A 12112-nucleotide genomic window follows, 5' to 3' on the forward strand; every position below is an offset into this window, starting at 1 on the left:
AGAAAATTCCACCGCCTGTAGCAGGCGGCTGGTTTACCTCACCGCCCCGGCGCAGGTAGATTGCGGCGGAACAACAATGAGGCATCTCATGCAGATCGCAGACCTGGGCGATGTCCAGCTTCACTACCGCATTGACGGCGACGCGGATGGCGCGCCCATCGTCTTTGCCAATTCGCTGGGCACGGACCTCAGGGTTTGGGATGCGGTAGTAGACCTGCTGCCAGCGGGCCTGCGCGTTATCCGTTATGACAAGCGCGGCCATGGGCTGTCGTCCTGCCCGCCGCCCCCCTATTCGATGGGCGCGCTGGTGCGCGATGCAGAACGGTTGCTGGATTTTCTGGAGGTGCGCGATTGTGTTTTCGTAGGGCTGTCAATCGGCGGCATGATTGCACAAGGGCTGGCAGTGAAGCGGCTGGACCAGATCCGGGCGCTGGTGCTGTCGAACACTGCGGCCAAGATCGGCACCGCCGAGATGTGGAAGGACCGCGTGCAGATGGTGCAAGCCCAGGGTATCGGGGCACTGGCCGATGCCGTGATGGAGCGCTGGTTTTCCCGCGGCTATCGCGCGTCGCCTCAACTGCAGCTTTGGCACAACATGCTGGTTCAACAGTCCCGCGATGGCTATGCCGGCTGCTGTGCGGCAATTGCGGGCACTGATTTCTATACGCCGACCAGCGGTCTGCGGCTTCCCTGCCTGGGCATCGCGGGATCGGAGGACGGCGCCACACCGCCCGATTTGGTGCGCGAGACGGTCGATCTGATCCCCGGCAGCCGGTTCCACCTGATCCGCCGCGCAGGCCATATCCCTTGCGTCGAGCAGCCAGAGGAATACGCTGAACGCCTGACCGCTTTCCTGCAGGAGACCGGGCACATTGGCTGAGGTTCTTCTGATCCATGGATCCTGCCATGGCGCCTGGTGCTGGCGCGATGTGATCCCGGCGCTGGAAGCGACCGGCCACAGCGCCCGTGCAATCACCCTGCCCGGCCATGGCGACGGCCGCGATCCGGCAAGCGTCACTTTGGCAGAAACGGCTGAAGCCATCGCAGCAGCCTCCACTCCGAACACCCTTGTGCTAGGGCACTCCTGGGGCGGTTTTCCCATTTCCGCCGCGGCTGAGGCAGCACCTGAAAACCTGCGCGGATTGATCTATCTTTGCGCCTACATCCCTGTCAGCGGCATGTCCCTGATCGATATGCGCAAGGCTGGACCCCGGCAGACGCTGCAGGGTGCAACTGCCAAGAACCCGGCCGGCACAGGCTACAGGTTCCTACCCGATACCGCGCCAGACCTATTCTATCACGATTGCCCGGCGGAAACTGTTCGCTTTGCTCTGCAGAACCTCTGCCTACAGCCGATCCCGCCGCAGGACACAGCGATCCAGCTGTCTGAACGGTTCGAAGGCGTGCCCAAGGCCTATATCCGCTGCTTAGGCGATCGGGTGATCCCGCCGGAATACCAGACGCAAATGGCAGCGCAGCTGCCACCGCAGCGAGTCTACGACATGCAAACATCCCATTCGCCCTTCTTTGCGGACCCCGACGGGCTCGCCGATCTGATCGGGCGCATCGCAAAGGACTTCTGATGGCAGGTTCCGTCTTTGACAGCCAGGTTTACGGTGATCTCTTTGGCAGCGGCGATGCCGGCCGCCTGTTCTCCGACAGTGCCGAAGTGCGCGCCATGCTGCTGGTAGAAGGCGCGCTGGCCAAGGCGCAGGGCGCGGCCGGGGTTATCCCGCAGGAGAGCGCCGCCGCAATCAGCCGGGCCGTGGTGGAAATCGCCATTGATCCCGGTGTTTTGAAGCGGCCCACAGGGCAGAACGGCGTACCGGTGCCAGGGCTGGTCGCGGCCTTCCGGGAAGAAATGAAAGCGCCAGAGCACGCGCAGTACGTGCATTGGGGCGCCACCTCGCAAGACATCATGGACAGCGCGCTGATGCTGCGGCTGCGCCAGGTGCTGGCGCTGATAGAAACGGATTTGACCGCAGCAGTAAAAACGCTTGGCACATTGTCCAAAACACATGCAGAGCTGCCGATGGCCGCCCGCACCTACGGCCAGCACGCCACCCCGACCAGCTTCGGTGCGGTGGCGGCGGGCTGGGGTGCGCCGCTGCTGGGGTTGCTGGAGGAACTGCCTGGCTTGCGCCGCTCCTGCCTGCTGGTGTCCTTGTCGGGCGCTGCGGGAACCTCATCTGCATTGGGACCGAAAGCAGATGAGGTACGTGCGGCCATGGCCAATGGGCTGGGGCTGGGCGATCCCGGACACAGCTGGCATACCAACCGCACCCCGGTCCTGCGGATTGCGGACTGGCTGGCGCGCGTGACGCTGGCATTCGGCAAGCTGGGAGAGGACAGCACCGCGCTGGCGCAAAGCGGTATCGGGGAGGTTTCGCTGGGTGGTGCCGGCGCGTCCTCAACCATGCCGCAGAAACAGAACCCGGTAGCGCCGTCGGTTCTGGCGGCGCTGGCGCGGCAGGGCAGCGGTCTGCTTTCCGTCCTGCAGGGCGCTTCAATCCAGCAGCATCAGCGTGACGGGGCGGCCTGGTTCACCGAATGGATGTGCCTGCCCCAGATTGTACTGGGTGCAGCCAGTGCCGCAAAGACCGGAAGGGCGCTCTGCGCCGGCCTCGCACCGAATGCGGCGGCCATGGCATCCGCGCTGTCGGACGGGCTGGGCATGATCCACGCCGAGGCGCTGAGTTTTGCCCTCGCCGCAAATATGCCGCGGCCAGATGCGCAGGCGGCGGTCAAGATGCTGTGCCAGGAAGCGCAATCCACACGAACCCCGCTGCAGGAGCTGGTGGCGCTGGCGTACCCGGATCTGGACGCGGCAGCCCTGTTTGATCCGGCACAGCAGATGGGCCGGGCCCCGTGGGAAGCCTTGCAATTTGCCAAGAAGACAGAAGAACTGGGCGGCGAATAGAAGCCGCTAAGGAGAGCAGAATTGCCTGTGCTGCCGGCAAAAACGGACGAGGGCGGCAGGGCTGAACGCCATAGCCGCCTATCCCTCGTCTTTGTCCTGGCGACCGTGATGATTGATGCCATGGGCATCGGGCTGATCATGCCGGTAATGCCCGGCCTGATCACCGGGGTGCAGGGCGGCTCGCTGGCGCAGGCAGCAGTTTGGGGCGGTGTGCTCAGCACTGTCTTTGCAGTGATGCAGTTCCTGTTCAGCCCGGTCCTCGGCAGCCTGTCCGACGCGGTGGGGCGCAGGCCGGTGCTGCTGGTGTCGCTGTTTGTGATGGCGCTGGACTATCTGATCATGGCCCTTGCCGGCACTATGTGGCTGCTGCTTCTGGGCCGCATTCTGGGCGGGATCACCGCCGCGACGCATTCGACAGCGGGCGCCTATATCGCCGACATTTCGCCGCCGGAAAAGAAGGCCGCCAATTTCGGCCTGCTGGGTGCCGCCTTTGGTGCCGGATTTGTGCTGGGGCCGCTGATGGGCGGGCTGCTGGGCGAGTTGGGCACGCGGGCGCCGTTTTATGCCGCTGCGGTTCTGGTGCTGGTGAATTTCGCTTTCGGCTGGTTTGTGATGGGCGAAACGGTTCAGGACAAGAACCGCCGTCCCTTTGATTGGCGCCGCGCCAACCCGTTTGGCGCCTTCCGCGCAGTCGGGCGCATACCGGGCATCAAGCCGCTGTTGTGGGTCTATTTCCTCTATTCTGTTGCGATCTATGTCTACCCTGCGATCTGGGCCTATTTCACGCTGGAACGTTTCGGCTGGCAGCCGCAGGTGATCGGCCTGTCGCTGGCGGTCTACGGTATCTCGATGGCTTTGGTGCAGGGCTGGCTGCTGCGCTATACAGTGATCTGGTTCGGCGAGCGGCGGACGGTGATCTGGGGGCAGCTGTTTGACTTCATCGCCTTTGGCATTCTCGCGTTTATTTCCAGCGGCACCCTTGCATTGCTGCTGATCCCGGTCTCGGCCCTGGGGGCAGTTGTCCAGCCCGCGCTGCAAGGAATGATGGCACAGGCGGTTGAGGACAACCAGCAGGGTGAACTGCAAGGGGTAGTGACCGCCGTCAATGCGCTGGCGATGATCCTGTCACCGCTGATGATGACGGCGGTGTTTGCCCGTTTCACCGGCGAAGGCGCCGGCCTCTACCTGCCTGGCGCGCCGTTCCTGCTGGCGCTGCTGATGATGGCGATCGGCTGCGTAGTGTTCCTGCGCAGCAAGACTTCCGTCGCGTAAAAGCGCCGCTCTGCCGCGCTGCTGCCGCATTCCGGCTTGCCTGCGGGACGCACACCGCGCCACGCTGCCTGAAAACGGGGAGAAAGAACATGCAAACCATCAAAGCCGCCGTCTGCCATGAATTCGGCGCCCCGCTGGTGATCGAGGAGGTGCAGCTGGCGCCGCCTGGAATGGGCGAGGTTGAGGTCACGCTGGACGCGGTTGCCATCTGCCACAGCGACATTTCCTTTGCCGAGGGCGCCTGGGGCGGGCATCTGCCTGCCGTCTACGGGCATGAGGCTGCCGGTGTGATCACCGCAGTTGGCACTGGTGTCCAAGGTTTTGCCGAAGGTGAATCCGTGGTTGTCACCTTGATCCGCAGCTGCGGCACCTGCCCCTCCTGTGCTGGCGGCAGGCCGGTGATCTGCGAAACGCCGCATGATACCGTGCGCGGCCCGCTGAAAACCGCGGACGGCAAACCGCTGGATCAGGCCATGGCCTGCGGCGCCTTTGCCGAGAAGGTTGTGGTGGACCAGCGCCAGATCGTGAAAATCCCGGAAGACATGGGTAAGGATGCCGCGGCGCTGGTTTCCTGCGGGGTGATCACCGGTGTGGGCGCGGTGGTCAATGCGGCGCAGCTGCGGGCGGGCCAGGATGTGGTGGTTATCGGCGCGGGCGGCGTCGGCCTCAACGCTATACAGGGCGCCCGCATCGCCGGCGCCCGCCGCATTGTAGCGGTCGACATGAACCCCGGGAAACTGGAGATCGCCAAGGAATTCGGCGCCACCCACGGGGTGCTCGCCACCGAAGAAAAGCCATGGAAAGCCGCATACAAGGCGCTTGGCGGCCGCGGCGCTGATGCGGTGCTGATCACCGTTGGCGCCATCCCGGCCTATGACCAGGCCCCCCGCTACCTGGCGCGCGGCGGCAAGGCGGTGTTGATCGGGATGCCCCACTCCGGCGCCAAGGCTGCTTATGAACCGGTGGTTCTGGCAGCCATGGGTCAGGGGCTGATCGGCTCCAAAATGGGCGATGTGGTGATCCAGCGCGATATCCCCTGGATGGTGGACCTCTACCAGCAGGGCAGGTTGAAACTGGATGAGCTGATCTCGGGCCGCTGGTCCTTGGAACAGATTAACGAGGCGATTGCCGACACCAAGACTGGTTCAGCCAAACGCAATGTGATTGTCTTCAGCTGACACTTTCAAGGCGGAGCGCAGGGCGTGCTGAAATTTTTGACCGATCTCTTCAAACCCGAGGCCCCCAAGCCGCCGCCGATCACGTCTGAGGCATCGATGAATTTTGATGCCGGCAGTGCCGGCCCTTTCCTGACCCGGCTGGCCAATAATCCCCGTTTCGGCCTGCCTGCGGATTTCACCGCTTCCGTTGCCGGCGCGATCCAGGACATGGCGTTGAACGAAACCCGCCGCTGGCGGATTGACGGCGCCTTTGACGGGTCGCGGGTGCAGATCGAGATCGAGGTTTTTATGGACGATGCAGAGGCCCCTGACCTGGCGTTTTTCAGCACAGGGGCCGCAATTGATGAGATCGGCAAGGAATTAGCAGCCTTTGCCGAGGCTTCGGAGACCTAAACTATGAAACTTCAAGATCTGGATATCATCATAACCGCCCCGCCCGCCCCTGGCTGGGGCGGGCGTTATTGGATTCTGGTGAAAGTCACCACGGACACCGGCATCACCGGCTGGGGCGAATGCTACGCGTCGTCAGTGGGGCCCGATGCGATGACCCATGTGATCCGCGACGTATTCGCGCGCCACATGGAGGGCGAAAACCCGGAAAACATCGAACTGATGTTCCGCCGCGCCTATTCCTCGGGTTTCACCCAGCGTCCGGACCTCACAGTGATGGGGGCCTTCTCGGGCCTGGAAATCGCCTGCTGGGACATCCTGGGCAAAGACCGCGGGCGGCCAGTGCATGCTTTGCTTGGCGGGCGGATGAATGACCCCATCCGCGCCTATACCTATCTCTACCCGCTGCCGCATCAGGACATCACGGAGTTCTGGACCTCGCCTGATTTGGCTGCCGAGGCCGCAGCGCAAAAGGTCAGCGAAGGTTACACCGCACTGAAATTCGATCCCGCAGGTCCGTATACGATGCGCGGCGGGCATATGCCTGCAATGTCGGACATCTCGATGTCGGTGGCGTTCTGCAAGGCGATCCGCGATGCCGTGGGCGATAAGGCAGACTTGCTGTTTGGCACCCATGGCCAGTTCAGCACCGCCGGTGCCATCCGCCTGGGCCAGGCAATAGAACCCTATTCCCCGCTCTGGTTTGAGGAGCCGACGCCGCCTGACAATATCGAAGACATGGCCCGCGTTGCCCGCAACCTGCGCATTCCTGTGGCTACCGGCGAACGACTGACCACAAAGGCAGAATTCGCTGCAGTGCTGCGGGCTGGTGCCGCCGAGATTCTGCAGCCCGCCCTGGGTCGCGCCGGCGGGATCTGGGAAATGAAAAAGGTCGCGGCCATTGCCGAAGTGTTCAACGCACAAATGGCGCCGCATCTTTATGCAGGACCGGTGGAATGGGCGGCCAACATCCACCTGGCAGCCTCAATCCCGAACATTCTGCTGCTGGAAACCATCGAGACCCCTTTTCACGATCAGCTGATCAAGGGATCTATCCGGATAGAGAACGGATTTATCACCCCGCCGGAGGCACCGGGGCTGGGCATCGAAGTGGACGAAGACCTTGCCCGTGCCCATCCGTTCACCGGAACTGACTTGCACCTCAATATGCAAGAAGCACCTTGTGATTACGCCAATGGCAACGCCTTTGCCGGTGGCTCTCCGCCGATCGTGGGCTGAGGCCGTAATTCCTGGGTGACTTGGCCCGGAGAATAGAGGCAATATGCGGCAGACGACCAGCCAGGATGCCGCATATTGCCTGCCCAGAACAACGACCTCATCGACCCGGAAACGCCAGTCGACATGCAGGAACGCGCCGCAGCAGCGGCTGCTTTCCTCAAAACGCTTGCCCATGAAGGGCGGCTGATGATCCTATGCCATCTTGGCACCGGCGAAAAATCCGTGGGTGAGCTGGAAGCCCTGTTAAACATGCGCCAGGCCGCAGTCAGCCAAATGCTCGCCCGGTTGCGTGAAGATGATCTGGTTGCCACGCGGCGGGAAGGCAAGACGGTTTTCTATTCCCTGACTGACGGCAACACACAAGAATTGATAGCCTTGCTGTATAAGCAATTCTGCAGCGGCGCTTGAACGCTCGCGGCCGCGTGCAGCCAGGCAGCTTCGGCATGTTCTGCTTTAGGGCCGCAGAATTCAGGCCCGCGCTGCGCATGGCGCAGCGCCACGCCCAACCGGGGAGGCGCATTCTGCGAATGCGCCGGAACGGGCGGGAGAACCCGCCTGCGGGCCGTCACACGTCTGACCGGATCGTTTGGGTCTGCACTCCCAGTCCTTCGATCTCCAGCCGCATCACGTCGCCGGGCTGCAGATAGACCGGTTGCGGTTTGCACCCCATGCCGACGCCCGGAGGGGTGCCAGTGGCGATCACATCGCCCGGATGCAAGGTCATCAGCTGGCTTAGATGCGAAATGATCTGTGCCACGGTGAACACCATCGTGGCCGTGGTTCCAGTCTGCCGCCGCGCGCCGTTCACATCACAGGTCAGCCACAGGTTCTGCGGGTCCGGCACCTCGTCCCGCGTCACCAGCCAGGGGCCGATCGGCCCGAAGGTGTCACAGCTCTTGCCCTTGGTCCATTGGCCGGTCAGCTTGGTCTGATAGTCACGCTCGGACACATCGTTGACCACGCAATACCCTGCCACATGGTTCAACGCGTCGTCTTCGGAGACATATTTGGCTGCGGTGCCGATCACCACGCCCAGCTCGACTTCCCAATCCGCCGCCACTGAGCCGCGCGGCAGGATCACGTCATCGTCCGGTCCGCAAATGGAAGAGGTCGCCTTGAGGAACAGGATCGGATGCTCAGGCAGCGCCATGCCCATCTCCTCAGCGTGATCGGTGTAGTTGAGGCCGATGCCAAGAAACTTCCCCGTCTGCCCGGCACATGGCGCCAGCTCCAGGTTTCCCTCCACCAGCGGAAGTTCCGCCAGGTCCAGCGCTGCCAGCCGGCCCAAGGCTTCGTCCCCCAGCACCGCACCGGTGATGTCCGGCACATGCGCCGATAGATCCCGGACTGCGCCTGTGCTGTCCAGAAGACCCGGCCGTGTTTCGCCGCCCGCGCGGTACCGCAGCAGTTTCATGTTCTGGTTCCCTGTCTCAATTCCTGGATCAATTGGAGACGTAGCCCGCCACCACCTGCAATAGCTTGAATGCCGTGGAGGCGTCATTTTCCACCACTGCCAGAAATTCTTCCTCGCCGATCCGCAGGCAGCTGAGGTCCGTCGCCGCAATCATGCTCAGCGCCCGGGCTTCATGGCGAATCAGACCCAGTTCCCCCACCAGCCGCCCGGGGCCGACTGTGGTAATCAGCCGGTCCTCGCCGCCCGGCTGCGGCAAGTAAAGCTCAGCCTCGCCTTCAAGGATCATATATGCCCCGTCCGACGCTTCATCATCTTTAAGGAACACCACCTCGCCCGCCTTAGCATCATACCAGCGGGCGCCAAAGGCCAGAAGACGAAGCTGGCGGCGATTCAAGCCGGAGAACAGTTCAGTCTGCTCCAGTGCCCTCAGCTTGCGGGCCAGATCCTGGCTGGCCGCCCCGTCGCCCGCTGCCGCGGCCTGCGCCTCGTCGCTGACCAGTCGGCCCTGGCGCAGTTCAAAGAAGACGTCAAACACATCCGGGCTCTGAAAGCTGGGGGCAAGATAGATCAGCGTGGTGCCGGGCAAAAGTTTTCGCAGGTTCTTATGCACCGCGACGCGGGTTTCCAGATCATAGCTTGCCATTGCGGAATCGAGGATCAGGATATCCGGTTTCTTGATTGTGGCCCGGCAAAAGGCCAGCGGTTCGGCAAAGCTGGCGGCCAGCCCCTGCCCGCCCACCGCAATCGGCATGTCAAAGATCAGCTCCACCACCTGGTCGCGCAAGCCTTCGCGCACCATCAGTTCCGAGACCAGTTTGCGAACCTCATCGCCCTTGGCCCCGGCAGCATCCGATATTTTGCCGAACAGAGCGTTTTCCAGAACCGTCAGCGTGGGGGCGATCGCCTCTTCTGCAAACGGCACAAAGCCGGCGCCCAAAGCCTTCAGCAGGCTTTGCCCGTGGCTGCGGCGGAAGCCTAGGATCCGCTCTTTCATTTCCTCCTCAAAGGCCGGGCCGATCTGTTCCGCCGAAATGGTGAAAGGCACGATCAGCAGCTGCGCCAGCTCCTCGCGGCTGAGCGCCGCCGCATTGACGGTTCCGGGCCGGTCGGCCAGCGACAGCGCTGTTTCATAGGCGCCCACATCCAGGCCCAGCTTGCGGAACAGCGGGTGGCCAGTGCCATCCATACCAAAGATCTGCCGCAGCATCTCCACCACATCACGGGTCAGCGCCACCAGCCCTTCGTCCAGCCCCAGCTGCTTGAGCTGGTCGAGAAATTCCGCATGCCCATGCAAGACCTCGCCGGTCATGGCTTGCTGCGAGGCTGCAAACAGCAGGTTTTCCGCAACCGGAAGCGCCGGGTTGTATGCTTCTGGTTCCAGAAAATGCACGTGCACATCCAGACCGGCGTCCAGAATGGCCTTGCGCACCGAAGGGCGCAAACCGACCAGCCGCTCTGCCAGATCCGGGTGGGCAGGTGCCTCGAAACACTGTTCGATACCCCGGCGGAACAGGGCGGTATCGGATCCGATCCCCTCAACCAGCTGCAGCCACCATCTCCGCAGTTCCGCCTCGCTGGAGAAACCAGCCAGATTGGGGTCAAGCCAGGGCGCATCAAAGGGATCCGGGCTGTTGCCCGCGCGTATGGCTATTTCCAGCTGTTGCAAGTTGTGGGCCGCGCCCAACGGGCGCAGCCGCATTGGCATCATCACGTTGTCGCCAAAAGATCCCTGAAACAGAACCGGCCGCGAGGTGGCATAGCCGATCCGCGCCGCCACCGTTGCCTGGTGCATCCCGCTGAGGTTCTGCCCGGCCACCGTTACCGTCCCTGTTGCGGGCAGAATTTCCCGCGTCAGCAGTTCCGCCAGGGCCCGGCGGTCTTCTTCGGAGGGGGCCGCAATACCGATGACCTGCCCTGCGGGGAAGGTTGCGCTCAGCTCCTCCAGCACCGGATTACCATCCGTGTCACGCACATTGACCGCATCCAGAACCACATCTCCGCGCAGGCGCTCCAGCTCCTCCGGCTCGCCGGCCAGCAGCTTTTCATCCACCATGCCCTGCGGCGCAAAGCGCTCCAGGATCACCTCCCAGCGCAATCCCATGTCCTGGGTCTGGTTGTAATAGGTCAGCAATTCCTTCCAGGGCGACGCCAGATCCTTGTAGGCTGCCAGCGCCGCCACCAATGCGCCCAATGAGACCTTGCCCTGCAGCACCAGAAAGCCGCCGACGGCATAAAAGAAAAACGGCGTCAGCTGGGTAATGAAGTTGTTGAGAAACTTCATGAAGAATTTTTTCTGGTAGATCTCGAAGCGGATGTCATACAGCCGCCCCAGCCGCGCCGTGATGATCGCCATCCGGTACCGCCAGCCGCCATTGATCCGCAGCGTCGCGGCGCCCGCGGCGCTTTCGCCGATCTCAGTGGCCAGCGCCCGCACCTGTTTGATGCGTTTTTTGTTCAGCAGGTTGATCTGCCGTTGCAGCATCGGGATCAGCCAGCCTTGCAGCGGGATGAGCGCGATGGCTGCCATTCCGAACCAGAAGTTCTGCAGGAACAGGAAGAACAGGATAGTCAGCATCTGCCCCGCCTGCAGCACCGGCTGGCTGACCGCATCTCCCATCAGCCCGCCCATCGGCTCGGATTCCGAAGTGACCATCGACACCAGCTCGCCCTGGCTGACCCGTTCAAAGTAAGGTTGCGGAAAGCGCAGCACCCGGGCGATCAGCTGATAACGGAAGCGGCGCAGCATCCGCTCGGCCAGCACCCCCTTCATGGTGTTGATGCGCATTTTCAGCAGGCCGTGGCACAGCACCGCCAACAGAAAGCCGCCGCATAGAATCCACAGGAAGGTCAGCTGATCAAAGCTTTGCCCCATCAGGGTTATGGTGGAGGTCTCAGCACCGATTGCATCATTGATGATCCGTTTCGGCAGCTCCAGCGTCAGGTAAAGAAGCGGGAATAGGCAGGCCGTGACCAGCAGCAGCACCAGCTGGTCGCGTTTCGAGTACTTCCAGATGAAACGGAACAAAGAGCGTTCGATGGGGAAAGCTCCATAAATGGCGGCTTCGGATGTGGTCTGCCTTATGGGTAGCGCGGTTTGGCAGGAACAGGCAATGGGCAGAACACCGCCTTGTCCCGTTGCGGCACCCTGCCGGCGCGGCATTTGCCAGACGGCGAAAAATCCGTAAGGTTCCAGCGAGGTATCCATGCTGGAGGTCAATAGGTTTGCCGGAATATGTCGGATCCGTTCTGCTGCTGCTCTGCGCGTTGCAGGTCAAGCACCTGTTTGCCGACTTCTTTCTGCAAACCCCCAAGATGCTGTCCGGCCGCTGCGCCTATGTCCATGCGGGGCGTGCCCAGCATGCGGGTGTCCACGTGATCGGCTCGGCCATTGTCTACGCGTTGTTCAGCGCCCCTGTGCCGTTCATCCTGGTGCTGGCGGCGCTGGAATGGGTCGTGCATTTTCACATCGACTTCGGCAAGGCCCGGTTTTCTGAGCGCAAAAAGCTGAACCCGCAGCAAGCGATGTTCTGGCAGGCCATGGGATCAGATCAGGCACTGCACCAGCTGACTTATATCGCCATGGCCTGGGCCTGGGTGAAATACGCGGCGATGTAACCGCACCCGCAAGCTGGGGGCCAGCCCCCAGACCCCCAGAGTATTTTTGCAAAGAAGAAGCTGGATGACAGCCCCGCCTTCGAC

The 12112-nt window shown here is 62.5% G+C and carries 11 protein-coding genes; 9 read left to right on the plus strand and 2 right to left on the minus strand.

Annotated elements, in window-relative coordinates; all coding sequences use genetic code 11:
• Positions 1-88: 88 nt before the first annotated feature.
• The 8 genes from pcaD to K3557_RS15630 all read left to right on the plus strand — a co-directional run bounded on the left by pcaD (position 89) and on the right by K3557_RS15630 (position 7407).
• On the plus strand, positions 89-880 hold the full coding sequence (gene pcaD, locus K3557_RS15595; protein WP_259994841.1) for a 3-oxoadipate enol-lactonase: 792 nt from the start codon (positions 89-91) through the stop codon (positions 878-880).
• Positions 873-1583 carry an alpha/beta fold hydrolase gene (locus tag K3557_RS15600; RefSeq protein WP_259994843.1) on the plus strand — a complete coding sequence of 237 codons (711 nt, stop codon included), beginning with the start codon at positions 873-875 and terminating at the stop codon, positions 1581-1583. The genes pcaD and K3557_RS15600 overlap by 8 nt, the downstream gene beginning before the upstream one ends.
• Positions 1583-2920: an adenylosuccinate lyase family protein gene (locus K3557_RS15605; protein WP_259994844.1), complete on the plus strand. Its 1338-nt coding sequence runs from the start codon at positions 1583-1585 to the stop codon at positions 2918-2920. Before K3557_RS15600 ends, K3557_RS15605 begins: the two co-directional genes overlap by 1 nt.
• A 108-nt stretch (positions 2921-3028) precedes the next feature.
• Positions 3029-4192: a TCR/Tet family MFS transporter gene (locus K3557_RS15610; RefSeq protein ID WP_259999653.1), complete on the plus strand. Its 1164-nt coding sequence runs from the start codon at positions 3029-3031 to the stop codon at positions 4190-4192.
• A gap of 89 nt (positions 4193-4281) precedes the next feature.
• Positions 4282-5370 (plus strand): Zn-dependent alcohol dehydrogenase, encoded by a 1089-nt coding sequence (locus K3557_RS15615; protein ID WP_259994845.1) that lies wholly within the window; start codon positions 4282-4284, stop codon positions 5368-5370.
• Positions 5371-5394: 24 nt separating this feature from the next.
• On the plus strand, positions 5395-5763 hold the full coding sequence (locus K3557_RS15620) for a hypothetical protein (protein ID WP_259994846.1): 369 nt from the start codon (positions 5395-5397) through the stop codon (positions 5761-5763).
• 3 nt (positions 5764-5766) lie between these two features.
• A complete protein-coding gene (locus K3557_RS15625) occupies positions 5767-6999 on the plus strand; it encodes a mandelate racemase/muconate lactonizing enzyme family protein (protein WP_259994847.1) in 1233 nt (410 codons plus the stop codon).
• A 123-nt stretch (positions 7000-7122) separates the two neighbouring features.
• A complete protein-coding gene (locus K3557_RS15630) occupies positions 7123-7407 on the plus strand; it encodes a helix-turn-helix transcriptional regulator (protein WP_129372959.1) in 285 nt (94 codons plus the stop codon).
• A gap of 157 nt (positions 7408-7564) precedes the next feature.
• Here the strand turns inward: K3557_RS15630 and K3557_RS15635 are convergent, their stop codons facing one another.
• The gene (locus tag K3557_RS15635; RefSeq protein ID WP_259994849.1) at positions 7565-8413 is read right to left on the minus strand and encodes a fumarylacetoacetate hydrolase family protein; all 849 of its coding nucleotides are present in this window, start codon (positions 8411-8413) and stop codon (positions 7565-7567) included.
• Between the two features lie 28 nt (positions 8414-8441).
• Positions 8442-11399, minus strand: a complete 2958-nt coding sequence (locus K3557_RS15640) for an ABC transporter transmembrane domain-containing protein (RefSeq protein ID WP_259999655.1) — start codon at positions 11397-11399, stop codon at positions 8442-8444.
• Between the two features lie 236 nt (positions 11400-11635).
• Here K3557_RS15640 and K3557_RS15645 point away from each other — a divergent pair, with 236 nt between their 5' ends.
• Positions 11636-12028 (plus strand): DUF3307 domain-containing protein, encoded by a 393-nt coding sequence (locus K3557_RS15645; RefSeq protein ID WP_259989765.1) that lies wholly within the window; start codon positions 11636-11638, stop codon positions 12026-12028.
• Positions 12029-12112: the final 84 nt, after the last annotated feature.

The organism is Leisingera sp. M523 (genome assembly GCF_025141335.1).
Classification (GTDB): Bacteria; Pseudomonadota; Alphaproteobacteria; order Rhodobacterales; family Rhodobacteraceae; genus Leisingera.